The sequence below is a fragment of the Exilispira thermophila genome, assembly GCF_055389015.1.
The window spans coordinates 2,761,153-2,784,413 of sequence record NZ_AP042476.1 but is presented as its reverse complement, the minus strand read 5'-3'; the positions used below and the strand labels follow the sequence as shown (position 1 = coordinate 2,784,413).

Sequence of the window (23,261 nt, the reverse complement as noted above, 5' to 3'; positions counted from 1 at the left end):
CAATCCTTTATCTTTTTATTTTTTTTCAAGTTCTTCAATTTTTTCTTTCATTCCAATTTTTAAACCTATTTTTGTCAATTTTTCTTTAACTTCTTCTAATGATTTTTTACCAAAATTTCTTAAAGTTGCTAATTCTGATTCACTTTTAATTAATAAATCTCTGAAAGTATTTATATTTGCTGCTTTAAAACAGTTTTTTACCCTTTCAGTAAATTCAAGTGTATCTAAAGATTGATCAAGCAATGATAATAATTTTTTATCCTCTTCAACTATTTCTTCTTTTTCTTCTTTCTTATTTTCTTCAACTTCAGTAGGAATAACATTTTCAATAAAAATCATAAAGTTTTTAATTAAAATATATGCAGAAGATTCAATAACATCGGTTAAATCTTTTGTACCATCTGTTTCTAATTCAATAATCAATTTCTCATAATCAGTAACATTACCAACTCTCGCAGGTTCAATTTTTATATTAACCCTTTTAACTGGATTAAATATAGCATCTATAGGGAGCATTCCAACTGTATCCCCTTCATCAAATCTTTTTTCAGCAGGACTATAACCTTTACCATTTTCTACAGTAAAATCAATATACAACTTACCTTCCTGTAAAGTTAAAATTTTTAAATCTTTATTAACAACTTCAATATCACTAGAAACTTCAAAATCTTTTGCATAAATTGTTTTAGGACCTTCAATTTCAAAACTAAAAGTTTTTTTAAGATCTTCTGTTAATAATCTTAATCTTAACATTTTAAGATTCATTAAAATATCAATTGTATCTTCAACTACAAATGGGATATTATCAAATTCAGAAACAATAACTTTTCTATTCCCTTCTGTATCTTCCCATTCAATTCTTATATAAGTTATTGCATATCCTCTAATTGATGAGTACAATACCCTTCTTAATGAATTACCAACTGTAATACCAAAACCTTTTTCTAATGGACTTACAATAAATCTACCACTAAACCTATCTTTTATGTCTTTTTCATAAATTACATTTTTTGGTAATTGTAAATCTTTAAGTATATTTTTATCCATAATTTTTTACCTCAAAACTATTAAATATTTTATTTAGAATAGAATTCTACAACTAATTGTTCATTAAAGCTCATGGTTATATCGTTTCTTTGAGGTTCTCTTTCAACTTTACCTTTTTTATTCTGATAATCAAATACTAACCATTCAACTTCTGGATTTTCACCTTCATTCATTTGAACAAGATCATTTAAAGTTTTATTTTTTATTCCATGCACAGACAATTCAATTTCATCACCTGGTTTTACAATATATGAAGGGATATTAACTAATTTACCATTTACTTTAAACATCCTGTGAGAAACAAACTGTCTAGCTTGTGCTCTTGATTTAGCTAATTTTAATCTATAAATTACATTATCCAATCTTTTTTCAAGCAAAATTAACATATTTTCACCAGTAATTCCTGGTAATTTTGTAGCCTTTTCAAAATTTAATCTAAACTGTTCTTCTCTTAAACCATAATATCTTTTAATTTTTTGTTTTTCTCTTAATTGCTTTCCATATTCTGAAACTTTTCCTCTTTTACTTCTTATAAATTTTCTCTTAGTAATTGGACATTTATCTGTATGACATCTTTCTCCTTTTAGAAAAAGTTTCATACCCTCTCTTCTACAATATCTACATTTATTTTCGTGATTTCTACCCATATTGCAATTTCCTCCAAAGTTTTACATTCTTCTCTTTTTTCTAGGTCTACACCCATTGTGAGGAATAGGTGTTATATCAACAATGGATCTAATTTTTAATCCAGCATTTGCTAAAGCTCTTACTGCAGCTTCTCTACCAATACCTGGGCCTTTAACAAAAACCTCAACCTCTTTTAATCCATAATCTTTTACATTATTATAAGCAGTTTCAACAACAACCTGTGCTGCAAAAGGTGTTGATTTTTTTGCACCTCTAAAATTGTTAGATCCTGAAGATGACCAGGCTAAAACATTACCTTGTTTATCAGTAAAAGTTATTATGGTATTATTAAAAGAACAAGTAATATAAGCTTTACCGCTAGAAACAACTTTTTTTATTTTTTTTCTTGATTTAGATTTCTTTTCAGCCATTTCCTTTTAACTCCTTATTTTTTCTTTTTTTTACCAATTCTATTTCCTTTAGGACCTTTTCTGGTTTTAGCATTTGTTTTAGTTCTTTGACCTCTAACAGGTAATCCCATTATATGCCTTTTACCTCTATAACTACCAATATCTTTCAATCTTTTAATATTCATTATTATTTCAGATCTTAAATCACCTTCTACTCGGTAATTTTTTTCTATAATTCTTCTTAAGATATTGATTTCTTCATCAGAAAGTTCATTTGTTTTTCTAGTTTTATCAATTTTAGCTTCATCTAATATTCTATTAGCTAGAGATCTTCCTATACCATAAATATAAGTTAATGCAATCTCTATCCGTTTATTAGGTAATTCAACTCCCGCGATTCTTGCCATTTAAATTCCTCCTTTTTAACCCTGTCTCTGTTTATGTTTTGGGTTTTCACATATTACCATTACTTTACCATGCCTTTTAACTATTTTACATTTGTCACAAATTTTTTTAACTGAAGCTCTTACCTTCATTTTTTACTCCTAATCAATTTATCTGTTTATTATTTTTTAAATTTTAATATATTTTTCTTTTATTTTTTAGAAAAAATTAACAAAAATAATTTTAAAAATTAATTTAAAACAAATTTTGCTTAAAATAGTAATGTTTAAACTTAACTATTTTAATCTATAAGTTATTCTACCTCTTGTTAAATCATAAGGTGATAATTCAACTTTCACCTTATCACCAACTAATAATCTAATATTATACATCCTTAATTTACCAGCTGGATGTCCTAAAATTTCGTGCCCGTTTTCTAAACGAATCTTAAATAAAGTGTTAGGTAAAACTTCAATAATTTCACCTTCAACAGTAATAGTATCTTCTTTACCCATAAATAACCCTATCTAGAATTTTTAAATATTTCAAAATAACTTAAAATAATTATTATTTAAAATATTTTTAAAAAATCATTTTTTATATACCAATTGAATTGATCAACTCTTTTTCAATTGCCTTTAAATCGTCTTTATTGCCATCAATCTCAATGAGATTACCGTTTTTTTTCAAAAAATCAACAAGAGGTTTTGTAGAATTATTATATTCTTCCATTCTTTTGTTTAAAATTTCTAAAGTATCATCTTTTCTTTGAATTAAAAGAGTACCACAAACTGGACAATTTTTTAAATCTCCATCTTTATATATATTAATGATATGTCCACATGATGGGCAAATTCTTCTACCAATAATTCTTTTTTTTATTATTTCATCATCTGCATCAACAAAAACATTAACAATTTTATTATTATTATTTTTTAATAATTTAATTAAAATTTCATATTGATTCTTATTTCTAGGAAAACCATCTAAAATAATTTTATCACTATTAATATTTTCTAAATGTTTTACTAATAATTTTGCTACTAAATTATCAGGCACTAACAATCCATTTGATACATATTTATTTAATTCTTCATAACCTTCTTTTTTGTTATTAATAACATCTCTAATTATATCACCTGTAGAAATATGAACAAATCCATAATCTTTTACAAGCAATTTTGACTGGCTACCTTTACCTGCTCCCGGTTTTCCATATAAAATTAATATCATCGCTTTTTCATTCCTTTTTATAATTTTAATTAATTAAGTTTTAATTAATTTAAATTTTATACTTTTTCTTTATCTTCTTCCTCTAATTCTACCTTTTTTCATAAATCCTTCATAATGGTGCATTGTTAATTGTGATTCAATCTGTTGGATTGTATCAAGAGCAACACCAACAGTAATTAACAAAGAAGTACCACCCATTAAATAAGAAAATGTTCTTGGTAAATTAAAAATACTATTAGATAAAGTAGGAATAATAGCAATAAATGCTAAAAAGATTGAACCTGGTAAAACTACTCTATTAATAACTTTTGTTAAATACTCTTCAGTATTTTTCCCTGGTCTTATTCCAGGAATATAACCACCTGATTTTTTTAAATTTTCAGCAATCTCAATTGGATTTAAAATTACTTGAGTGTAAAAATATGCAAAAAATATGATTAACAAAGCATATAAAATGACATATGTTACAGAACCTGGTGATAAATAATAAGCAATCTTTCTTAAAACTTCACTTTTATATCCAATCATTGCTAATAATTGGGAAGGAAACATTAAAAAAGTAGATGCAAAAATAATAGGGATAACACCAGAAGGATTTAATTTCAAAGGTAAATATGAAGCTTGAGCTTGATAAACCTTTCTTCCAACAATTCTTTTTGCATGCTGAACAGGTATCCTTCTTTGTCCCTGCTGCTCATAAATAACCAAGACTATAACAACTATAAATACTATCAAAACAATTAAAAGCATAACTATATTTAAGTTCTGTAATCTAATTTGCTGAAAAATTTCATTAAAAGCACCAGGAAATCTTGCTACAATTCCTGCAAAAATAATTAATGAAACACCATTGCCTATACCATAATCATTTATTTTATCACCTAACCAGATCAAAAACATCGTACCAGCAGTAATAGTTGTAATTGAAATTATATAAAACAAAGTGTGGTTAATTAAAACAATTTTCCCACCACCCTGTCCTATAATAAATCCAGTTAAAGCAAATGATTGAAAAGCTACTATAAAAATTGTTCCAATTCTTGACCATAACTGAATTTTTTTTCTTCCAGCTTCTCCACCTTCTTTAACCATCTTTTCTAAAGATGGAATTACAGCCATTAATAATTGCATTATAATCTCTGCTGTAATGTATGGCATAATTCCTAATGCAAAAATTGTAAATTTTTTTAAACCACCACCTGTAAAAAGGTCAATATAATCCAATAAACCACTACCCAATGTGCCAAACAATTTATTTAATTGAAAGATATCAATTCCTGGAACTGGAATATAGGAACCCAATCTATAGATAAATAAAATAAAAAGTGTAATCAACACACGAGTTCTTAAATCTTTAATTTTAAAAATACTAATTAAAGGAGATTGACTCTTTGCCATTTTCATTCCTTTCTAATATTGTGCTCTTTTATTGAAATAGAATTTTTCCACCTTTTTCTTCTATAACTTTTTTAGCATTTGCAGAAATTTTATCATAATTTAAAAATTTTCTACCTCTTTTAATTCTTCTTAAAATAATTTCAACTTTTTTTTCAACTTTACCATCATTTAAAATTTTAAAAGGTAATTCTAAAGTTTTAATAATACCTTTTTCATAAAGTTCATTTACAGAAACAGAAGCACCATCTTCAAATGCATTTAATCTATCTAAATGAACCTCTTGATAAACCTTTTTAAACAAACCGTTATTAAATCCTTTTTTAGGTACCCTTCTGGTTAAAGGCATCTGACCACCTTCAAACCCTATCTTTTTTGAATACCCTTTTCTTGATTGAGCACCTTTATGACCTTTTGTAGAAGTACCACCATGACCTGATGCATTTCCAATACCTAACCTTTTATCTTTATGTGTAGCACCTTTTGGTTTTCTTAAAACTATTGCCATAATTAACTCTCCTCTTCAACATTTAGCATAAATTTAACTTTTTTGATCATGCCCTCAATAGCTGCATTTTTTTCTTTTACAACTGTTTGATGTAATTTTTTTAAACCCAGCGCAGTAACAGTATCTCTGATATCTTTTTTATACCCTATTGGTGATTTAATTAAAGTTATTTTAACTTTTTTCCTAGCCATCAATATCTCCTATTTGAATAATTCTTTTTTAGGAATTCCTCTTCTTTTAGAAACCTCTTCATCATTCATTAACATAGTTAGAGCTTTAATAGTTGCTTTAACTAAATTAATTGGATTATTTGATCCAATTGATTTTGTTAAAATATTGTTAATTCCACAAGCTTCCATTACTGTTCTAACTGGACCAGATGCAATTACACCTGTACCAGGAGCAGCAGGTTTTAACATAACTTTTGAAGATTTGTATTTAACAACTATTTCATGTGGAATAGTTACATTTTCTTTATTTTCTCCAGTTTTTTTAAGAGGAACTTCAACTAAATTCTTTTTAGCTTGATTTAAAGCTTTTTGAATAGCTGCTGGTACTTCTTTAGCTTTACCAAAACCGTAACCAACTCTACCATTTTTATCACCAACTACAACCAGAGAATTAAATGAGAATGTTCTACCACCTTTTACAACTTTTGTAACTCTTCCAATTTTAACAGTTTTCTCAATAAATTCTGAATCTTCATTCTTATAAAAGTTGCCCATCTTTAAATACTCCTTATATCTTTATTCCGCCTTCTCTTGCTCCATCAGCAAGAGCTTTAATTCTACCATGATATTTATAACCATTTCTATCGAAAACTGCTTGTTTTATCCCTTTTTCTTTTGCAATTTCAGCCAATTGACTACCAACTTCTTTTGCAGTTTCTATAGTTAACTTTTTATTCATCTTAAGAGAAGATGCAGAGGCTAAAGTAAAACCTTTATCATCATCTATTAGCTGAGCATAGATATATCTATTACTCCTATAAACGACTAGTCTAGGTCTTTCACTTGTCCCAATTATTCCTTTTTTAGATCTAAATTTTCTTCTTAGTCTTCTTATTTTTGTTTTTTTCTGATTTTTAATCATTTTTCAATCTCCTTAAAATAAAAAATCAGTTAGATTATTTTGAAGCAACAGCTTTTTTACCAACTTTTCTAACAGGATTTTCACCTTCATATCTAACACCTTTACCCTTATAAGGATCAGGTTTTCTTAATTCTCTAATTTTTGCAGCTGTTAATCCAACTTTTTCTTTATCAATGCCACTAACAATAATTTTTAATCCATCCACTTTAATATCTATACCTTCAGGAATTGGAAAATCGATATCATGTGAATATCCTAAACTTAATTTTAATGTTTTTCCATTAACTGCAGCTTTATAACCAACTCCAAAAACTTCCATTCTTTTTTCAAATCCTTTAACTACTCCCTCAATCATGTTACTAATTAATCTATAAGCAGTTCCTAAAAATGGTCTTTTCTTAGCATCATTAGAAGCAAGATTGAAATTAACAACTTTATCTTTTAGTTCAATTTTTACATGATTGAATAACTCTTTTTCCATAGTTCCCTTAGGACCTTTAACAGTAATTTTGTAATTTAGTCCAAGGTCCTCTATTTTCAATTCAACATTATCAGGGACAATTAAAGGTTTCCTAATAATTTTTGACATTGTAAACCCCTTATGTACAATTTTTCCTTAAACCTTACCAGATATAAAATAAAAATTCACCACCAACTTTTTGTTTTACAGCTTCTTTTCCAGTAATAATACCTTTATTTGTGGAATAAACAGAAACAGCATAACCATTATACATTGGTTTAATTTCATCAACATTTTGATAAATTCTTCTTGATGGTTTTGATACCCTTTTAATTCCTTTAATAATTGGAGTTTTATTCTCACCATATTTAAAGAAAATTTTCAATATTTTTACATTTTTTCTAGCTTCTTCAACTTTATAATCTAATATAAAGCCTTTTTCTTTAAGAATGTTTAAAATATTTTCTCTAACTTTTGAATAGTAAATTTCAACAAATTCTTTTTTTGCCATATGAGCATTTTTTAATTTTGTTAGTAATTCTGAAATAGTGTCAGAATAAGCCATAAATTTCTCCTTACCATGAAGCTTTTTTTACACCAGGGATTTTCCCTTCACCTGCTAATTTTCTAAAACAAACTCTACATATACCAAAATCTCTTATATAAGCTCTTGGTCTTCCACAGATTTTGCATCTGTTGTATTCTCTAACTTTAAATTTTTGTTTTTTTTCAGCTTTAACCATTAAGGATTTTTTTGCCATTTTTATCCTCTCTATTTTACATTTTTAATTTTTTATTTAACTTCTGCTCTTTGTTTTTTAAAAGGTATACCTAAAGAAGTCAAAAGATATCTACATTCTTCATCATTTTTAGCAGTAGTTACTATTGTAATAGATAATCCTCTAACTTTTTCAGTAGATTCAAATTCTATCTCTGGAAAAATAGTATGCTCATTAATTCCTAAAGTAAAATTACCTCTACCATCAAATCCAGAAATTTCCAGACCTTTAAAATCTCTAATTCGAGGAATTGCAACATTTATAAGTTTAACTAAAAATTCCCACATTCTATCTTTTCTTAAAGTAACTTTAACCCCTATTTCCTGACCTTTTCTTAATTTAAACTGGTTAATTGATTTTTTTGCTCTGGTTCTAATTGGTTTTTGTAAAGCAATTTTAGTAAGATCATCTTCAGCTTCTTTTACATATTTTTTATCCTGGGTAGCTTCGCTAACACCCATATTTAAAACCACTTTAACAACTTTTGGAACTTGCATTATAGATTTATATCCAAATTCCTTCATCATTGATTGTTTAATTTCTTTTTCATATTTTTCTTTTAGAAAATTCATAGATCACACCTCTAATCAATATTTTTATTACACTTCTTACAATATCTTGGATGACCTTTTTCATCTCTTCTACCAATTCTAGTAGGTTTTCCACAATGAGGACAAACAACCATTACATTTGAAATGTGAATAGGAGCTTCAACTTTAGCAATACCCCCGTTTGGATATTTGTCAGATTTTCTCAATGTTTTTGAAACAAGGTTGGCACCTTCAACAATAACTCTCTGTTTATCTCTCAATACCCTTAAAACCTTACCCTGTTTACCTCTGTCTTTTCCATTTATTATTAAGACAGTGTCATTTTTTTTGACTTTAAATTTGTTCGCAACTTTAACATTTTGAGCCATTTTCAATTCTCCTCATAGATTATAATACCTCAGGAGCAAGAGATATTATTTTCATAAAATCTTTTTCTCTCAATTCTCTTGCTACAGGTCCAAAAATTCTTGTACCAACTGGATTATTTTGTTTATCAATAATAACTGCAGCATTTTCATCAAATCTTATCAAAGTACCATCTCTTCTTCTAGTTGGAAATTTAGTCCTAACAATAACTGCTTTTACAACCTGTCCTTTTTTAATATTAGAATTAGGTATTGCTTCTTTTACAGAGCAAACAACTATATCTCCAATATATCCATATCGTTTTTTTGAGCCTCCTAAAACTTTAATGCATTTTAGGATTTTAGCTCCTGAATTATCTGCTGATTTTAAAATTGTTTCCTGTTGTATCATAGCTTTATCCTTATTTTGCTTTTTCGATAATTTTTACAAGTTCAAAGTATTTAGTTTTTGATAATGGTCTGGTTTCTCCAATTAAAACAATATCGCCAATTTTAGCTTCGTTTTTTTCATCATGAGCTTTATATTTTTTAGCTCTTTTTACATATTTTTTATATAATGGGTGTTTCTTCATCTTTTCAATTTTTACAACAACAGTTTTATCCATTTTGTCAGAAACAACAACACCTGTAAAATATCTTCTATTTTTCTTTTCCATTACACTTTGCTCCTTTTAAACCTTTATATTTCGTTGAGTTAAAATAGTTTTAATTCTAGCAATATCTTTCTTTGTTTTGTTCAATAAAGATAAATCCTCAACCTGTCCATATTCCATTTTGAATCTAAGATCTCTTTTTTTACTTAATAGATCATTTAAAAGATTTAATAACTCTTCATTTTTCATTTCTCTTAATTCTTTAGCTTTCATTTTTTAAACTCCTGTAAGAATATCACGTTTAATTATTTTACATTTAACAGGAAATTTGTGCGATGCATCTAATAATGCTTTATATGCTACTTCATCAGTAATATTACCACCTAATTCAAAGATTATATTACCTCTTTTTACTTTAGCAACATAATGATCTATAGCACCTTTTCCCTTACCCATTCTTGTTTCCAAAGGTTTTTTGGTATAAGGAATATCTGGGAAAATTCTAATCCATAATTTACCATTACCTCTTATTTTCCTTGCAACACAAATTCTTCCTGCTTCAATCTGGTTAGGTGTTATATAACAATTTTCTGTAGCAATTAATGCATAATCTCCAAAAGCAATTTTATTATTTCTATGAGCTTCACCTTTATTTCTACCACGTTGTTTCTTTCTATATTTTGTTCTATTAGGCTGCAACATTTTAGTTCCCCTTAATCTTTATTTAGTTTATCACCTCTATAGATCCAGATCTTTAAACCAATAAGACCCATTTTTGTATTTGCTTCAACAATTGCAAAATCTATATCAGCTCTTAGAGTGCTTAAAGGAATTCTACCTTCATGATAAATTTCACTTCGTGCCATTTCAGCACCACCTAATCTACCAGAAATTCTTATCTTAATACCTTTAGCACCTGCCTGTAAAGAGGTAGCAATTGCTTTTTTAATAGCTCTTTTATAATTCATTCTACCTTCTATTTGTTTTGCAACATCTAAACCAACAAGCTTTGCTTCAAGATATCTATTTTTGACTTCTTTTATTTTAATCTGAAGGTTTGATTTTGTATATTTTGAAACAATATTCTTTTCAATCTTTTTTCTTAATTGTTCAAGATTTTGCCCTTTTCTACCAATAACACTACCAGGTTTAGCTGTATAAAGAACAATAGTAAGCTTTTCACCTGTTCTAAAAATCTCAGTTTTAGAAATAGCATTATCTCTAAGCTCTTTGTCGATAAAACGTCGGATTTGTTCATCTTCTACAGTTTTAATTGCAAACTCATTTTCTGAAAATTTAGCCACCCAATGAGATGCCCAATCCTTGTTTATACCCAACCTTAGTCCTATAGGATTAACTTTTTGTCCCATTTATTCCTCCACACTTCCATCATTTATTTCTACAAAAATATGTGTATTTCTTTTCTGAATAATATCTGCTCTACCTCTTCCTCTAGGTCTTAGTCTTTTAAATGTAGGAGCTTTTTGTATTAATATCTTTTCAATAACAAATTTATCTTCATCATATTCATTTTTTGCTTCAGTTGCTTTAAAAATTAAATTTGCTTTTGCAGATTCAATAGTTTTTTTAAGTAATTTTGCACCTTTAGTAGGAACAAAATTTAATTGTGCAATAGCTTGATTCACACTCATCCCTATTTTTAATTCTCTTGAATATCTTAACACCTTTGAAGGTGAAACTCTTAAATATTTTTCATATGCATGTGCTTTCATTTGTTACTCCGTTTATTATCTTTTAGCAACTTTTTCAGATTTTTTATGACCTTTAAATAATCTTGTTGGAGAAAATTCTCCTAACTTATGCCCAATCATCTGTTCATTAACATATACTGGAACAAATCTTTTACCATTATAAACATTTATTGTCATACCAACCATTTCAGGTATAATTGTAGAAGATCTAGACCATGTTTTAATTGTTCCAACAGCTTTAGGATCTTTTTTTGCTTCTAGTATTTTCTTGAATAGTTTTTTCTCAATATATGGGCCTTTTTTCAATGATCTTGACATTTATTTTCTCCTCTTAATTATAAACTTATCAGAATTTTTATTTTTCTTTCTAGTTTTGTACCCTTTTGTTGGTTTTCCCCAAGGAGTTTGAGGATGATTACCTTTTGCTCTACCTTCACCACCACCATGAGGGTGATCTATTGGGTTCATAGCTATACCTCTAACTTTAGGTCTTCTTCCTAACCATCTACTTCTACCAGCTTTACCAACCTTAATATTTTTGGCATCTAAATTTGAAACGATACCTATTGTTGCATAGCAACTTGAATGAATATACCTAATTTCTCCAGAAGGTAAAGTTAAAATTGCATAATCACTTTCATATCCAGATAATTGACAAAATGTACCTGCACTTCTTGCTAACTTTCCACCAGAACCTGGGATCATCTCTACATTATGAACCATTGTACCTACAGGTATCTTTTTTAATGGTAAAGCATTACCAACCTTAATTGGAGCATCTTCTCCTTCAGTAATTTTATCTCCAACTTTTAATTGATCAGGAGCTAATATATATCTTCTAATCCCATTTTCATAGCAAACTAATGCAATTCTTGCATTTCGATTTGGATCATATTCAATAGTTTCAACTTTTGCAGTTAAACCATACATATCCCTTTTAAAGGAAATTATCCTGTATAATCTTTTATGACCTGCACCTCTTCTTCTAGCAGTAACTCTACCTGTATTATTTCTTCCAGCTTTTTCTGGTAAATATACAGTTAAAGGTTTATAAGGTTTATCAGTTGTTATTTCTTCAAAACTATAACCAGTTTTAAATCTCTGTGAAGGTGTAATTGGTCTATATTGTTTTAATCCCATACTCAATCCTTTAATTTATATTTAAGCCATATGCATTAAATCAATAGTCTCGCCTTTAGCCAGTGTAACAATAGCTTTTTTTCTAATTTTAGTATATCCTTCTTTATATCTAACTCTTTTCAATTTTCTTGGCATTATAACTATATTTACTTTTATAGGATTTACATTAAATATTTTTTTAACTGCTTCCTTAACCATATGTCTGTTAGCAGAAGGATGTATATAAAAAGAATATTTATGTTCTTCCTGTAACATTGTTGCTTTCTCAGAAACTACTGGTTTTAAAATAATGTCATTAATGTCCAGTTTCATTTTTTCATCCTTTTTTTTAATCAAAATTGTTAATTTGAATATTTGTTATTTACAATCTTTACTATTTACTTTTATTTTTTAGTTTAATTATCTAATCCATAAACAATTTTTTCTAAATTCTTTTTTATACAATACATTTTATATTTTTTTAAGAGCTTTTAAATATTTCTCTTCAAGATATCTTAATGCAGATTCTGTAATAATAATATTTTTTCTATAAAATAAATCTTTACTATTTAAAATATTCCAGTGTAAAGTTTTTAAATATTCAATATTATTAGCAGCTTTCTTAATTTTTTTATCATTTTCAGATAAAGTGAAAACATTTTCATTATTAACATTTTCAACAGTTGTTTTATCACCATAAATTAATAAAACAGATTTATCCAAACCAAAATTATCAAGAATTTTCTTGATTTCTTTAGTTTTTCCTTCAGAAATTTTTATATCTTCAATAAATTTAATCTGTCCTTTTTTGTTCTTTAATGACAATAAAGAGATATATGCTCTTTGTTTCATTTTTCTATTTATTCTTTTTTTGTATGATCTTGGTTTTGGACCAAATGCTACTCCACCTCCAACCCATACAGGATTTCTTTTATATCCAACTCTGGCTCTACCAGTTCCTTTTTGCCTCCAGGGTTTTTTACCAGATCCTGAAACTTCTGCTTTTGTTTTTGTATTTGCAGAACCAATTCTTTTATTTGCTTCTTCTACATTAACAGCTAACCAGATAAGATAATCGTTAACCTTAGCATTAAAGATATCATCCGAAATTTTAATCTTTTCTTTTTCTTTATTATTTAAATCATATAATGTTACCTGCATATTCAATCCTTATTTAAGACTTTTTTACAGCTTTTTTTACAATTACTAGACTATTCTTAGTACCAGGAATAGCACCTTTAACAAGTAAAATATTTTTCTCTTTAATAACTTTTACCACTTCCAAATTTTGTACTGTAACCTTTTCATTTCCTAAATGACCAGGCATTTTTCTATTTTTATGAACTCTTGATGGAGAAACGCATTGACCTGTAGAACCTGGTGCTCTATGGAATTTAGAACCATGAGACATTCTACCTCTACCTTCATTGTATCTCTTAATTACACCAGCAAATCCTTTACCTTTAGATTTACCACTAACATCAACAAACTTAACATTTTCAAAAAATTCTACTGTTAAATCCTCACCTATAGAATATTTGTTTTCTCCAGCTGCAAGTTTAAATTCTCTAATATATTTTTTTGGAGAAATTTTTATATCTTTATTTATTTCTTTAACTATTTCATTTAATCTTTCAAAATAACCAGATTGTGGTTTATTTATTTTTTGTTCTTTTATATCTTCAAACCCCAACTTTAAAGCATTATATCCATTTTTTTCTTTTTCTTTTACCTCAAGTACTGTACAGGGGCCAACTTGTATAGCTGTAACAGGTATTACATTACCATTTTGGTCAAAAATTTGAGTCATTCCAATCTTTTTACCTATTAAACCAAGCATATTTTATCCTTTTTTAGTAAATTTTTTAGAATATTAGATTTGCTTTATCTCTACATCAACACCATTAGGCAATTCTAACCTAGATAAAGCATCCATTGTATTCTCATCTGGATTAATAATATCTATCATCCTTTTATGAATTCTAATTTCAAATTGCTCTCTACTTGTAATATGTACATGAGGTGATCTCAAAACTGTATATCTTTTTATCTGAGTAGGAAGAGGAATTGGTCCCGCTACCTTCGCTTTAACCCTTTTAACAGTTTTAATTATTTCTGAAGAAGCGTTATCAACAACCTCATGATCATAAGCTTTCAACTTAATTCTGATTCTAGATTTTTTCATTCCAATTATCCTCCAGTTAATAGAAGGAGAAGGGAAACCTTCTCCTTTTTTTATCAAAAATAAACAAACTATTCTATAATTTCAGTTACAACTCCAGCTCCAACAGTTCTACCACCTTCTCTAATAGCAAATCTTAATTCCTTTTCCATAGCTACAGTATAAATTAATTCAACTTCCATTGTAATATTCTGTCCTGGATTAGCAATCTTTTCTTCTTCACCAGTCTGTGGGTTAACAATATTTAAAATAGTACCTGTAACATCAGTAGTTCTAAAATAAAATTGTGGTCTATAACCTTTATGGAAAGGTTTATGTCTTCCACCTTCTTCCTTAGATAAAATATAAACCTGAGCTTTAAATTTCTTATGTGGAGTAATAGATTTAGGTGCAGCAATAACCATACCTCTTTCAACTTCATTCTTTTCAATACCTCTTAACAATAAACCAACATTATCACCAGCTTCACCTTCATCTAATTCTTTTCTAAACATTTCTACACCAGTAACAACGGTTTCTTTTGTTTCACCAAAACCAACTATTTCAACTTTTTCTCCAACTTTAATTCTACCTCTTTCAACTCTTCCAGTTACAACAGTACCTCTACCTTTAATTGAAAAAATATCTTCAATTGGCATTAAGAAAGGTTTGTCTAAGTCTCTAACTGGTTCAGGGAAATATTCATCCATAGTGTGGAGTAACTCAATAACAGGTTTACAATTAGGACAATCATCCTTACCACAACCACATTCCATTGCTTTTAAAGCAGAACCTCTAATAACTGGGATATCATCACCAGGAAATCCATATTTGTTTAAAAGATCTCTTGTTTCTTCTTCTGCTAAATCAACTAATTCAGGATCATCTACCATATCTACTTTGTTTAAGAAAACAATAATATATGGAACATTTACCTGTTTAGCTAATAAGATATGTTCTCTTGTTTGTGGTTCTGGACCTTCATTAGCTGAAACTAGCAAAATTGCACCATCCATTTGTGCAGCACCAGTAATCATGTTCTTGATATAATCAGCATGTCCTGGACAATCGATATGTGCATAATGTCTTTTTTCAGTTTCATATTCTACATGCTGAGTATTAATTGTTATACCTCTAGCTTTTTCTTCAGGTGCATTATCAATTTCTTCAAATTTTTTTGCTTGAGCCATACCTCTTGCAGCACTAATCATTGTAATCGCAGCAGTCAAAGTAGTTTTACCATGATCTACGTGACCAATTGTACCTACATTAAGATGAGGTTTGTTTCTCTGAAACTTTTCTTTAGCCATTTTAATCCTCCTAAATATTAACAAAAAAATATATATAATATGCTATTAGTTGCAATCTAATAGCATATATCTAAATTTTGTAAAGTATTTTTATATTATAAAATAATAATATAGTAAATTTTTAATAATAATGTAAATAATTCTAAAGAATAAATAAACTTTCTATCAATTTACTCTTATTTAACAAGTTTTTCTTGAATACTTTCAGGAACTTGTTCATAATGAGAAAATTGCATAGTGTAAGTTCCTCTTCCTTGTGTTTTGGATCGCAACACTGTTGCATATCCAAACATTGAACTTAATGGCACCTGCGCTTTAATAATTTTTCCCATATTAGAATCTTCCATCCCTAAAATTTTACCTCTTCTTGAATTAACATCTCCCATAACATCTCCAAGGTATTCACCAGGGATAATAACTTCTAGTGCCATTATTGGTTCAAGTAGTACTGGATTGGCTTTTTTGCAGGCTTCTTTGAATGCCATGGATCCTGCAATGGAAAAAGCCATCTCAGATGAATCAACTTCATGATATGAACCATCAAGTAAAGTTACTTTTACATCAGTAACTGGATAACCAGCTAGTATTCCATTTTCCATAGCTTCTTCAATACCTTTTCTAACAGCTGGTATATATTCTCTTGGTATTTTTCCACCAACAATTTTATCTACAAATTCAAAACCTTTTCCTGGTTCTAAAGGTTCTACAGTAATAACAACATGACCATATTGACCTCTACCACCAGATTGTCTTGCATATTTTTTATCAACCTTAGAAGTCCCCCTAATTGTTTCTCTATAAGAAACCTGAGGTTGACCAATATTAGCTTCAACTTTAAATTCTCTTTTCAATCTATCAACAATTATTTCAAGATGTAATTCTCCCATACCTGAAATAATAGTTTGACCTGTTTCTTCATCAACCCTTACTGTAAATGTAGGGTCTTCTTCTGCTAATTTTGCTAAACCATTTGTTAATTTATCATAATCAGCTTTAGACTTAGGTTCAATAGCAATAGAAATTACAGGTTTAGGAAATATCATTGATTCTAATAATATAGGATTATTCTTTTCACATAAAGTATCACCAGTTTGTGTATTCTTCAATCCTATAATCCCAACAATATCTCCTGCTTTAGCTGTTTTTATCTCTTCCCTTTTATTTGCATGCATTAAAACAATTCTTCCAATTCTCTCATTTTTTTCTTTAGAAGAATTATAAACTGTATCACCTTGATTCAATCTTCCAGAATAAATCCTCATAAAAGTTAATTTACCAATATAAGGATCACTCATTATTTTAAATGCTAAAGCAGAAAAAGGTTCTTTTTCATCAATCTTTCTTTCAATTTCTTCCCTACTTTTTGGATGGATACCACTTATCTTTCCAATATCTTCTGGAGAAGGTAAATAGTCAACAACTGCATCTAATAAAGGTTGAACCCCTTTATTCTTAAAAGCAGTACCACATAGCATAGGAAAAAACTTCATCTTTATAGTACCTTTTCTAATAGCTGCTTTGATTTCATCCTCAGAAATATCTTGACCTTCTAAAAATTTTTCCATCAATGAATCATCAACATCTGAAATAGATTCAAGCATTAACTCCCTGTATTCTTCAGCTTGATCAATCAAATCATCCGGAATATCATGATAGTTAAATTTTGCTCCTAATTCATCACCTTCCCAAACAATTGCTTTCATTTTTACAAGATCAATAACACCTTTAAACTCTTCTTCAGCACCCATAGGTATTTGAATAACCAATGGTTTTGCACCTAATCTATCTATAATTTGGTCTCTAACATTAAAATAGTTAGCTCCCATTCTATCCATTTTATTAACAAAAATTAATCTGGGAACATTATATTTATTTGCCTGTCGCCAAACAGTTTCAGATTGAGGTTCAACGCCTGCTACTGCACAAAATACACCTATAGCACCATCCAAAACCCTTAACGATCTTTCAACTTCAACTGTAAAATCAACATGTCCTGGAGTATCAATTATATTTATTCTATGTTCTCTCCAAAATGTTGTGGTAGCTGCTGATGTAATTGTTATGCCTCTTTCTTTCTCCTGAGCCATCCAATCCATTTCAGCAGTACCTTCATGAACTTCACCGATTTTATAAGTTCGTCCAGTATAGAATAATATTCTCTCAGTAGTAGTAGTTTTCCCAGCATCAATGTGAGCCATTATACCAATATTTCTATATTTCTCTAAGCTTACTTCTTTCATTCTACTACAATCCTTTTACCATCTTAAATGAGCAAAAGCTCTGTTTGCTTCAGCCATCTTATGTGTATCTTCTCTTTTTTTAATCGCTGAACCAACACCCTTATAAGCATCTATCAATTCATTAGCTAACTTTAAAGGCATCCCTTTTTCTTTTCTTTTATTTGCAAAATCAATAATCCAGTTACAAGCAAGATAAAATTGTCTATAATCTGGTACCTCAACAGGAATCTGATAAGTTGCACCACCAATTCGTCTTGATTTAACTTCAACAATTGGTTTAACATTCTCTAAAGCTTTTTCAAATACCTCTAATGGATTTTCTTTAGTTTTTTCTTGAACAATATCTAAAGCTTTATAAACAACTTTTTCAGCAACAGTTTTTTTGCCTTCTTTCATTATATAATTAATAAATTTTGTAATATCAATAGAATTATATTTATAGTCAGGTTTTAAACCCCTATCTATCCTTTTTTTCTTTCTACCCACTTTTATTTCTCCTTCTATTTTTAGAATTATACATTATTTTTTAGGTCTTTTAACACCATATTTTGATCTTGAAGATTTTCTATTTTCCACACCTAAAGTATCTAAAGCACCTCTAACAATGTGATATCTAACACCAGGTAAATCCTTTACTCTTCCACCCCTAATAAGTACAACTGAGTGTTCCTGCAGATTATGTCCTTCGCCAGGTATATATGCAGTAACCTCTATTCCATTTGTTAATCTAACCCTTGCAACTTTTCTCAAAGCTGAATTAGGTTTCTTTGGAGTTACAGTCATAACTCTAACACATACACCTCTTTTCTGTGGGCAATTCTCTAAAGCTGCAGATTTTGATTTATTAGTTAATTTTTTTCTACCATGTCTTACCAACTGATTTATAGTAGGCATATATACTCCTCTCTAAATTTGGGATTTATGTATAACAAATTTTTTTTAATAGTCAACAAAAATAATTAATTTAATTAGATAAAAATAAATAAATTACTTAAAATGCTAAATTTCAAATCTTAAGAAAAATTAATATTTTAAAATTAATTTTTCTTAAATTAATTCAATAACTCTTTTATCCAAATTTTGGATTTGTTGTATTAAAATAATCATTTTTTTCAAAAAGTAAACTTTGATCTTGGACAATATCTCCTTTTTGCTCTTTATAAATACTAATTCTATCATAAAGTTTAAAACCAGTTCCTGCTGGAATTTTCTGACCTACAATAACATTTTCTTTTAAACCTTTCAATGGATCTGCTTCACCCTTTATTGCAGCATTAGTTAAAACTCTTGTAGTTTCCTGAAATGAAGCTGCAGAAATAAATGATCTAATATTTAAAGAAGCTTTAGTAATACCAAGCAATGCAGGTCTAGCTTTTGCAGGTACACCACCATTTGCTATAATTCTTTCATTTTCTTGATAAAATTCTTCTCTATCTACTATCTGTCTTACTACAAATGATGTATCACCAACATCATCAATTCTAACTTTTTTCAACATTTGTCTTACAATAATACTTATATGTTTGTCATTAATATTTACACCCTGACCTCTATAAACTTTCTGAATTTCATTTAAAAGATAAGCAGAAAATTCATAAATACCTTTTATATTCAAAATATCTTCTGGGTCTATTTCCCCATCTGAAAGTTCTTGTCCTGCAAAAACATCATCCCCATCTCTAACTTTTAAATTCAAATGATTTGGAACTTTATGTTCATGTCGATTCCCAAATTCATCTTCAATGTAAATTGTTCTTTTAGTTCTTTTCATTTCACCAAAAATGACTTTTCCGTCAACCTGGGCTAAAACTGCTTTATTTTTTGGAGATCTTGCTTCAAACAAATTATTTACTTTAGGTAAACCAGAAACAATATCAACCTGTGTTGTTTTACCCTTTGGTATCTTTATAACGACATCACCTACTTCTACCTCTTCACCTTCTTCTACCACAATTAATGAATTTGGTAAACAAAGATAAGTTTGTAAAACTTCTTCTTCATTGTCTTTATTTACTATTTGGATCTTAGGTTGATTTTTTTCACCAATAATCTGAGAAACTTTTAATTGATTTGCCTCAACTCTTCTTACATTCACATCAATTAAGAAATCAATAAATTTAATCTTACCTTTACTTTCAGCTACAATTAAATCACTATGAGTATCATAAGATAATAAAGTCTCTTTTGCAGGAAAAATATCTCCTTCTTTACCAAATAAAATCGATCCAGCTTTTGTATAAACAATATTTTCTTCACCTAAGATATATACTTGATCTTTGATTTTAACTATATTACCAATTCTATCAGCTAATATCTCTTTACCTTTTTTATCTGTTCCAACAATGGTATCTGTAATTACTTTATCTCCATCTTTAACATATAATTCACCATCACACTCTTTTGAAAGATTTTTGTAAACTGGTACCAATACCATGAAACCATCTCTCAAGAAAACATCATTATCATCCCTATTTTTTACAACATTACCTTTAATTTTTCTTATAAATATATCACTGTCATAAACCAGTTTACCACCAACAGTACTTGCCGATGCAATACCACCAATATGAAATGTTCTCATTGTTAACTGTGTTCCTGGTTGTCCAATTGATTGTGCTGCAACAATACCTACAGCTTCACCAATATCTACAACTCTATGAGTAGCTAGATTTTCTCCATAACATTTTTTACAAATACCATTTTTTGATTCACATGTTAAAACTGATCTAATTTTTACTCTTTTAATTCCAAGTCTTTCGATTTCTTTTGCTTTTTCTTCATCAATATAATCATTAACATTTAAAACTACTTCATTCGTAATTGGATGTAAAATTTTTTCTTGAGAAAACCTACCTTTTATCCTCTGTGATAAAGATTCTTTAACTTCATCATTTTCTATTAATGGTTCTATATATATACCATTAATAGTCCCACAATCTTCTTCTGTTATAACTACATCATGAGCAATATCTACTAATTTTCTTGTCAAGTACCCTGCATCTGCTGTTTTTAAAGCTGTATCAGCTAACCCTTTTCTTGCTCCATGAGTAGAAATAAAATATTCAAAGATTGTTAACCCTTCTTTGAAATTAGATTTAATAGGAATATCAATAATCTTGCCAGAAGGAGTAGCCATGTTTCCTCTCATCCCAGCAAGTTGAGCGATCTGAGTAATAGAACCTCTTGCTCCAGATTCTACAATAATATTTAATGGGTTAAATCCTTTTTGATCTCTTTTTAATGCAACTGATAACCTCTTAATTATCTTACTCTTTGTTTCACTCCATTTTCTTACTGTTTCATTATACCTTTCTTCATCTGTAATTTGACCTTTTCTCATAGCTTCATTTAATTTTTGAATTTCTTCATCTGTTTTCTGAATTATCTTTTGTTTTTCTTCAGGTACAACAATATCTGAAACAGAAATTGTACAACCAAATACTGTTGAATACTTAAAACCTAATTCTTTTATTTTATCAAGAGTTTTTGAAGTTTCATAAATACCAAATTTTGAAAATACATCAGAAATTAAAAGTTTTAATTTTTTCTCTGGCATTTCATAATTTATAAATTCCATCTTTTCAGGTAAGATTGAGTTAAAAATAACTCTACCAGGAGTTGTTTCTATCCATTTCTTTTTATATTTGTATTTTATTTTTTCTCTTATATTAACATCTTCAAATTCTAAAGCATAATAAATTTCATCAAGGTTATTGAAATATTTAATTTTATCCCTCTTAATATTAGGATTTTCTTTTGTAAGTAAATAAACACCTAAAACCATATCTTTTGTAGGCCATGCAATAGGAGTTCCATTTGCTGGATCAAGTAAATTTTTCGCAGAAAGCATAAGTAACCAACATTCAATTTGTGCTTCATATCCTAAAGGAATATGAATTGCCATTTGGTCTCCATCAAAATCTGCATTATATGCGTGACATACCAATGGTGGTAATTGTATAGCTTTTCCTTCAATTAGTCTTGGTTCAAAAGCTTGAAATCCTAATCTATGCAATGTTGGAGCTCTATTTAATAAAACAGGATATTTTGTAACTACTGATTCTAAAATATCCCAAACAATCGGTTCTTCAACTTCAATAGCTTTTTTAGCTCTTTTAATACCTAAATTATATTCTGTCATTAATTTATGAATTACAAATGGTTTAAACAATTCTAAAGCCATTACCCTTGGTAATCCGCATTGATGCATTTTTAATTCAGGTCCAACTACAATTACTGATCTACCAGAATAATCAACTCTTTTTCCTAATAAATTTTGTCTAAATCTTCCCTGTTTTCCTCTTAATATTTCAGACAAAGATTTTAATGGTCTATTTGAAGGTCCTTTTACAGCTCTTTTTCTTTTAGAATTATCAAATAAACAATCAACAGCATCCTGTAATAATCTTTTTTCATTTTTAATAATTATATCAGGAGCTCGCATTTTTAATAATTTTTTCAATCTATTGTTTCTGTGAATCAATCTTCTATAAAGATCGTTTAAATCAGATGTAGCAAATCTACCTCCATCCAATTGAACCATTGGTCTTAAATCAGGTGGGATAACTGGTACAACTCTTAAGATCATCCATTCAGGTTTATTTCCAGATTTTCTAAAATCTTCAATTAATTCTAATCTTTTAAGTATTTTCTTGTCTGTTTTTAAACCCTTTTCAAGCATCTTTTGTCTTAAAATAAATGCTTCATCTTCTAAATCTATATCTTTTAAAAGCTTTTCAATTGCCTCTGCTCCCATTCCAGCTTCAAAGGAGATCCCATATTTCTCTCTTGCCTCATTATATTCAGCATCTGAAAGAATTTGTTTTTCATTAAGATCAGTATCACCAGGATCAATAACTATATATTTCTCATGAAATAAAACTGCATGTAAGTCTTTAATTTTTATATCAAGTAATATTGCTATTTTTGATGGTGAAGATTTATAATACCAGATATGTGCTACAGGTGCTGCTAATTCTATATGCCCTGTTCTTTCTCTTCTAACTTTACTATCTGTTACCTGAACCCCACATCTATCACATACAACACCCTCATATTTTGGAGTTTTGAACTTACCACATGCACACTCATAATCTCTTGTAGTACCAAAAATTCTTTCACAGAACAAACCATCTTTTTCAGGTTTTAATGTTCTATAATTAATTGTTTCTGGTTTTTTAACTTCACCATATGATTGTAATCTAATCAAATCAGGGGAGGCTAATTTTATTTGAATTTTTGAAAATTTTTTTATTTTTTCTATCATTCATTTCCC

The 23,261-nt window shown here is 28.5% G+C and carries 34 protein-coding genes; all 34 read right to left on the bottom strand.

From position 1 onward, the window contains the following. Positions 1-15 precede the first annotated feature (15 nt). The 34 genes from ACZ5EC_RS11925 to rpoC all read right to left on the bottom strand — a co-directional run bounded on the left by ACZ5EC_RS11925 (position 16) and on the right by rpoC (position 23,252). Positions 16-1,047 (bottom strand): DNA-directed RNA polymerase subunit alpha, encoded by a 1,032-nt coding sequence (locus ACZ5EC_RS11925; RefSeq protein ID WP_464302704.1) that lies wholly within the window; start codon positions 1,045-1,047, stop codon positions 16-18. 29 nt (positions 1,048-1,076) lie between these two features. After that, positions 1,077-1,694 (bottom strand): 30S ribosomal protein S4, encoded by a 618-nt coding sequence (gene rpsD, locus ACZ5EC_RS11920; RefSeq protein WP_464302703.1) that lies wholly within the window; start codon positions 1,692-1,694, stop codon positions 1,077-1,079. 21 nt (positions 1,695-1,715) lie between these two features. Beyond that, positions 1,716-2,105 carry a 30S ribosomal protein S11 gene (rpsK, locus tag ACZ5EC_RS11915; RefSeq protein ID WP_464302702.1) on the bottom strand — a complete coding sequence of 130 codons (390 nt, stop codon included), beginning with the start codon at positions 2,103-2,105 and terminating at the stop codon, positions 1,716-1,718. A 14-nt stretch (positions 2,106-2,119) separates the two neighbouring features. Continuing rightward, entirely contained in the window at positions 2,120-2,491 is a 372-nt protein-coding gene (gene rpsM, locus ACZ5EC_RS11910; protein ID WP_464302701.1) for a 30S ribosomal protein S13, read from the bottom strand. Between the two features lie 15 nt (positions 2,492-2,506). Further along, entirely contained in the window at positions 2,507-2,620 is a 114-nt protein-coding gene (gene rpmJ, locus ACZ5EC_RS11905; protein WP_464302700.1) for a 50S ribosomal protein L36, read from the bottom strand. A 144-nt stretch (positions 2,621-2,764) separates the two neighbouring features. After that, complete coding sequence (infA, locus tag ACZ5EC_RS11900; RefSeq protein ID WP_464302699.1) at positions 2,765-2,983, bottom strand: translation initiation factor IF-1; 219 nt, start codon at positions 2,981-2,983, stop codon at positions 2,765-2,767. Positions 2,984-3,065: 82 nt separating this feature from the next. Continuing rightward, positions 3,066-3,701, bottom strand: a complete 636-nt coding sequence (locus ACZ5EC_RS11895; protein WP_464302698.1) for an adenylate kinase family protein — start codon at positions 3,699-3,701, stop codon at positions 3,066-3,068. 69 nt (positions 3,702-3,770) lie between these two features. Further along, positions 3,771-5,099, bottom strand: a complete 1,329-nt coding sequence (secY, locus tag ACZ5EC_RS11890; RefSeq protein WP_464302697.1) for a preprotein translocase subunit SecY — start codon at positions 5,097-5,099, stop codon at positions 3,771-3,773. Between the two features lie 28 nt (positions 5,100-5,127). After that, positions 5,128-5,604: a 50S ribosomal protein L15 gene (gene rplO, locus ACZ5EC_RS11885; protein WP_464302696.1), complete on the bottom strand. Its 477-nt coding sequence runs from the start codon at positions 5,602-5,604 to the stop codon at positions 5,128-5,130. A gap of 2 nt (positions 5,605-5,606) precedes the next feature. Beyond that, the gene (rpmD, locus tag ACZ5EC_RS11880; RefSeq protein WP_464302695.1) at positions 5,607-5,795 is read right to left on the bottom strand and encodes a 50S ribosomal protein L30; all 189 of its coding nucleotides are present in this window, start codon (positions 5,793-5,795) and stop codon (positions 5,607-5,609) included. Between the two features lie 9 nt (positions 5,796-5,804). Continuing rightward, the gene (rpsE, locus tag ACZ5EC_RS11875) at positions 5,805-6,329 is read right to left on the bottom strand and encodes a 30S ribosomal protein S5 (protein WP_464302694.1); all 525 of its coding nucleotides are present in this window, start codon (positions 6,327-6,329) and stop codon (positions 5,805-5,807) included. 13 nt (positions 6,330-6,342) lie between these two features. Next, the gene (rplR, locus tag ACZ5EC_RS11870) at positions 6,343-6,696 is read right to left on the bottom strand and encodes a 50S ribosomal protein L18 (RefSeq protein WP_464302693.1); all 354 of its coding nucleotides are present in this window, start codon (positions 6,694-6,696) and stop codon (positions 6,343-6,345) included. Positions 6,697-6,730: 34 nt separating this feature from the next. Continuing rightward, complete coding sequence (rplF, locus tag ACZ5EC_RS11865) at positions 6,731-7,285, bottom strand: 50S ribosomal protein L6 (RefSeq protein ID WP_464302692.1); 555 nt, start codon at positions 7,283-7,285, stop codon at positions 6,731-6,733. 34 nt (positions 7,286-7,319) lie between these two features. After that, the gene (gene rpsH, locus ACZ5EC_RS11860) at positions 7,320-7,721 is read right to left on the bottom strand and encodes a 30S ribosomal protein S8 (protein WP_464302691.1); all 402 of its coding nucleotides are present in this window, start codon (positions 7,719-7,721) and stop codon (positions 7,320-7,322) included. Positions 7,722-7,731: 10 nt separating this feature from the next. Next, on the bottom strand, positions 7,732-7,917 hold the full coding sequence (locus tag ACZ5EC_RS11855; protein ID WP_464302690.1) for a type Z 30S ribosomal protein S14: 186 nt from the start codon (positions 7,915-7,917) through the stop codon (positions 7,732-7,734). A 32-nt stretch (positions 7,918-7,949) separates the two neighbouring features. After that, complete coding sequence (gene rplE, locus ACZ5EC_RS11850) at positions 7,950-8,507, bottom strand: 50S ribosomal protein L5 (protein ID WP_464302689.1); 558 nt, start codon at positions 8,505-8,507, stop codon at positions 7,950-7,952. Between the two features lie 11 nt (positions 8,508-8,518). Then, positions 8,519-8,854 (bottom strand): 50S ribosomal protein L24, encoded by a 336-nt coding sequence (rplX, locus tag ACZ5EC_RS11845; protein ID WP_464302688.1) that lies wholly within the window; start codon positions 8,852-8,854, stop codon positions 8,519-8,521. 19 nt (positions 8,855-8,873) lie between these two features. Then, positions 8,874-9,242 (bottom strand): 50S ribosomal protein L14, encoded by a 369-nt coding sequence (rplN, locus tag ACZ5EC_RS11840; protein ID WP_464302687.1) that lies wholly within the window; start codon positions 9,240-9,242, stop codon positions 8,874-8,876. A 10-nt stretch (positions 9,243-9,252) separates the two neighbouring features. Then, positions 9,253-9,507: a 30S ribosomal protein S17 gene (rpsQ, locus tag ACZ5EC_RS11835; RefSeq protein ID WP_464302686.1), complete on the bottom strand. Its 255-nt coding sequence runs from the start codon at positions 9,505-9,507 to the stop codon at positions 9,253-9,255. A gap of 15 nt (positions 9,508-9,522) precedes the next feature. Beyond that, positions 9,523-9,717 carry a 50S ribosomal protein L29 gene (gene rpmC / locus ACZ5EC_RS11830; RefSeq protein WP_464302685.1) on the bottom strand — a complete coding sequence of 65 codons (195 nt, stop codon included), beginning with the start codon at positions 9,715-9,717 and terminating at the stop codon, positions 9,523-9,525. A gap of 3 nt (positions 9,718-9,720) precedes the next feature. Continuing rightward, positions 9,721-10,146, bottom strand: a complete 426-nt coding sequence (gene rplP / locus ACZ5EC_RS11825) for a 50S ribosomal protein L16 (RefSeq protein ID WP_464302684.1) — start codon at positions 10,144-10,146, stop codon at positions 9,721-9,723. Positions 10,147-10,157: 11 nt separating this feature from the next. Further along, entirely contained in the window at positions 10,158-10,814 is a 657-nt protein-coding gene (rpsC, locus tag ACZ5EC_RS11820) for a 30S ribosomal protein S3 (RefSeq protein WP_464302683.1), read from the bottom strand. Continuing rightward, a complete protein-coding gene (gene rplV, locus ACZ5EC_RS11815) occupies positions 10,815-11,177 on the bottom strand; it encodes a 50S ribosomal protein L22 (RefSeq protein ID WP_464302682.1) in 363 nt (120 codons plus the stop codon). 15 nt (positions 11,178-11,192) lie between these two features. Further along, positions 11,193-11,474, bottom strand: coding sequence for a 30S ribosomal protein S19 (gene rpsS, locus ACZ5EC_RS11810; RefSeq protein ID WP_464302681.1), 282 nt, complete (start codon positions 11,472-11,474; stop codon positions 11,193-11,195). Then, complete coding sequence (gene rplB / locus ACZ5EC_RS11805) at positions 11,475-12,296, bottom strand: 50S ribosomal protein L2 (protein ID WP_464302680.1); 822 nt, start codon at positions 12,294-12,296, stop codon at positions 11,475-11,477. Between the two features lie 21 nt (positions 12,297-12,317). Then, positions 12,318-12,608, bottom strand: coding sequence for a 50S ribosomal protein L23 (gene rplW, locus ACZ5EC_RS11800; RefSeq protein WP_464302679.1), 291 nt, complete (start codon positions 12,606-12,608; stop codon positions 12,318-12,320). Between the two features lie 138 nt (positions 12,609-12,746). Further along, complete coding sequence (rplD, locus tag ACZ5EC_RS11795) at positions 12,747-13,436, bottom strand: 50S ribosomal protein L4 (RefSeq protein WP_464302678.1); 690 nt, start codon at positions 13,434-13,436, stop codon at positions 12,747-12,749. Between the two features lie 13 nt (positions 13,437-13,449). Beyond that, positions 13,450-14,115 carry a 50S ribosomal protein L3 gene (gene rplC / locus ACZ5EC_RS11790; protein WP_464302677.1) on the bottom strand — a complete coding sequence of 222 codons (666 nt, stop codon included), beginning with the start codon at positions 14,113-14,115 and terminating at the stop codon, positions 13,450-13,452. 33 nt (positions 14,116-14,148) lie between these two features. After that, positions 14,149-14,460 carry a 30S ribosomal protein S10 gene (gene rpsJ, locus ACZ5EC_RS11785; protein ID WP_464302676.1) on the bottom strand — a complete coding sequence of 104 codons (312 nt, stop codon included), beginning with the start codon at positions 14,458-14,460 and terminating at the stop codon, positions 14,149-14,151. Positions 14,461-14,528: 68 nt separating this feature from the next. Further along, entirely contained in the window at positions 14,529-15,746 is a 1,218-nt protein-coding gene (gene tuf, locus ACZ5EC_RS11780) for an elongation factor Tu (protein ID WP_464302675.1), read from the bottom strand. 176 nt (positions 15,747-15,922) lie between these two features. Further along, a complete protein-coding gene (gene fusA / locus ACZ5EC_RS11775) occupies positions 15,923-17,986 on the bottom strand; it encodes an elongation factor G (RefSeq protein WP_464302674.1) in 2,064 nt (687 codons plus the stop codon). Positions 17,987-18,001: 15 nt separating this feature from the next. Continuing rightward, entirely contained in the window at positions 18,002-18,472 is a 471-nt protein-coding gene (gene rpsG / locus ACZ5EC_RS11770) for a 30S ribosomal protein S7 (RefSeq protein ID WP_464302673.1), read from the bottom strand. Between the two features lie 33 nt (positions 18,473-18,505). Next, entirely contained in the window at positions 18,506-18,880 is a 375-nt protein-coding gene (gene rpsL, locus ACZ5EC_RS11765) for a 30S ribosomal protein S12 (RefSeq protein WP_464302672.1), read from the bottom strand. A 175-nt stretch (positions 18,881-19,055) separates the two neighbouring features. Then, complete coding sequence (gene rpoC, locus ACZ5EC_RS11760; protein WP_464302671.1) at positions 19,056-23,252, bottom strand: DNA-directed RNA polymerase subunit beta'; 4,197 nt, start codon at positions 23,250-23,252, stop codon at positions 19,056-19,058. Positions 23,253-23,261 lie beyond the last annotated feature (9 nt).

Excerpts from the sequence above, each read along its gene's own strand:
- ACZ5EC_RS11855 (WP_464302690.1), bottom strand. The coding sequence starts at position 7,917 with ATGGCAAAAAAATCCTTAATGGTTAAAGCTGAAAAAAAACAAAAATTT.
- rplC (WP_464302677.1), bottom strand. The coding sequence starts at position 14,115 with ATGCTTGGTTTAATAGGTAAAAAGATTGGAATGACTCAAATTTTTGAC.
- rpmC (WP_464302685.1), bottom strand. The coding sequence starts at position 9,717 with ATGAAAGCTAAAGAATTAAGAGAAATGAAAAATGAAGAGTTATTAAAT.
- rpsD (WP_464302703.1), bottom strand. The coding sequence starts at position 1,694 with ATGGGTAGAAATCACGAAAATAAATGTAGATATTGTAGAAGAGAGGGT.
- rpsE (WP_464302694.1), bottom strand. The coding sequence starts at position 6,329 with ATGGGCAACTTTTATAAGAATGAAGATTCAGAATTTATTGAGAAAACT.
- rpsJ (WP_464302676.1), bottom strand. The coding sequence starts at position 14,460 with ATGAAAAAATCTAGAATCAGAATTAAGTTGAAAGCTTATGATCATGAG.
- rplD (WP_464302678.1), bottom strand. The coding sequence starts at position 13,436 with ATGCAGGTAACATTATATGATTTAAATAATAAAGAAAAAGAAAAGATT.
- rpoC (WP_464302671.1), bottom strand. The coding sequence starts at position 23,252 with ATGATAGAAAAAATAAAAAAATTTTCAAAAATTCAAATAAAATTAGCC.
- rplP (WP_464302684.1), bottom strand. The coding sequence starts at position 10,146 with ATGTTGCAGCCTAATAGAACAAAATATAGAAAGAAACAACGTGGTAGA.
- rpsH (WP_464302691.1), bottom strand. The coding sequence starts at position 7,721 with ATGGCTTATTCTGACACTATTTCAGAATTACTAACAAAATTAAAAAAT.
- rplF (WP_464302692.1), bottom strand. The coding sequence starts at position 7,285 with ATGTCAAAAATTATTAGGAAACCTTTAATTGTCCCTGATAATGTTGAA.
- ACZ5EC_RS11895 (WP_464302698.1), bottom strand. The coding sequence starts at position 3,701 with ATGATATTAATTTTATATGGAAAACCGGGAGCAGGTAAAGGTAGCCAG.
- rplN (WP_464302687.1), bottom strand. The coding sequence starts at position 9,242 with ATGATACAACAGGAAACAATTTTAAAATCAGCAGATAATTCAGGAGCT.
- secY (WP_464302697.1), bottom strand. The coding sequence starts at position 5,099 with ATGGCAAAGAGTCAATCTCCTTTAATTAGTATTTTTAAAATTAAAGAT.
- infA (WP_464302699.1), bottom strand. The coding sequence starts at position 2,983 with ATGGGTAAAGAAGATACTATTACTGTTGAAGGTGAAATTATTGAAGTT.
- tuf (WP_464302675.1), bottom strand. The coding sequence starts at position 15,746 with ATGGCTAAAGAAAAGTTTCAGAGAAACAAACCTCATCTTAATGTAGGT.
- rplV (WP_464302682.1), bottom strand. The coding sequence starts at position 11,177 with ATGAAAGCACATGCATATGAAAAATATTTAAGAGTTTCACCTTCAAAG.
- rplE (WP_464302689.1), bottom strand. The coding sequence starts at position 8,507 with ATGAATTTTCTAAAAGAAAAATATGAAAAAGAAATTAAACAATCAATG.
- rpmJ (WP_464302700.1), bottom strand. The coding sequence starts at position 2,620 with ATGAAGGTAAGAGCTTCAGTTAAAAAAATTTGTGACAAATGTAAAATA.
- rplX (WP_464302688.1), bottom strand. The coding sequence starts at position 8,854 with ATGGCTCAAAATGTTAAAGTTGCGAACAAATTTAAAGTCAAAAAAAAT.
- rpsC (WP_464302683.1), bottom strand. The coding sequence starts at position 10,814 with ATGGGACAAAAAGTTAATCCTATAGGACTAAGGTTGGGTATAAACAAG.
- rpsQ (WP_464302686.1), bottom strand. The coding sequence starts at position 9,507 with ATGGAAAAGAAAAATAGAAGATATTTTACAGGTGTTGTTGTTTCTGAC.
- rpsS (WP_464302681.1), bottom strand. The coding sequence starts at position 11,474 with ATGTCAAGATCATTGAAAAAAGGCCCATATATTGAGAAAAAACTATTC.
- rpsL (WP_464302672.1), bottom strand. The coding sequence starts at position 18,880 with ATGCCTACTATAAATCAGTTGGTAAGACATGGTAGAAAAAAATTAACT.
- rpsK (WP_464302702.1), bottom strand. The coding sequence starts at position 2,105 with ATGGCTGAAAAGAAATCTAAATCAAGAAAAAAAATAAAAAAAGTTGTT.
- rplB (WP_464302680.1), bottom strand. The coding sequence starts at position 12,296 with ATGGGATTAAAACAATATAGACCAATTACACCTTCACAGAGATTTAAA.
- rplR (WP_464302693.1), bottom strand. The coding sequence starts at position 6,696 with ATGATTAAAAATCAGAAAAAAACAAAAATAAGAAGACTAAGAAGAAAA.
- rpmD (WP_464302695.1), bottom strand. The coding sequence starts at position 5,795 with ATGGCTAGGAAAAAAGTTAAAATAACTTTAATTAAATCACCAATAGGG.
- rpsM (WP_464302701.1), bottom strand. The coding sequence starts at position 2,491 with ATGGCAAGAATCGCGGGAGTTGAATTACCTAATAAACGGATAGAGATT.
- rplO (WP_464302696.1), bottom strand. The coding sequence starts at position 5,604 with ATGGCAATAGTTTTAAGAAAACCAAAAGGTGCTACACATAAAGATAAA.
- rplW (WP_464302679.1), bottom strand. The coding sequence starts at position 12,608 with ATGAAACTGGACATTAATGACATTATTTTAAAACCAGTAGTTTCTGAG.
- ACZ5EC_RS11925 (WP_464302704.1), bottom strand. The coding sequence starts at position 1,047 with ATGGATAAAAATATACTTAAAGATTTACAATTACCAAAAAATGTAATT.
- fusA (WP_464302674.1), bottom strand. The coding sequence starts at position 17,986 with ATGAAAGAAGTAAGCTTAGAGAAATATAGAAATATTGGTATAATGGCT.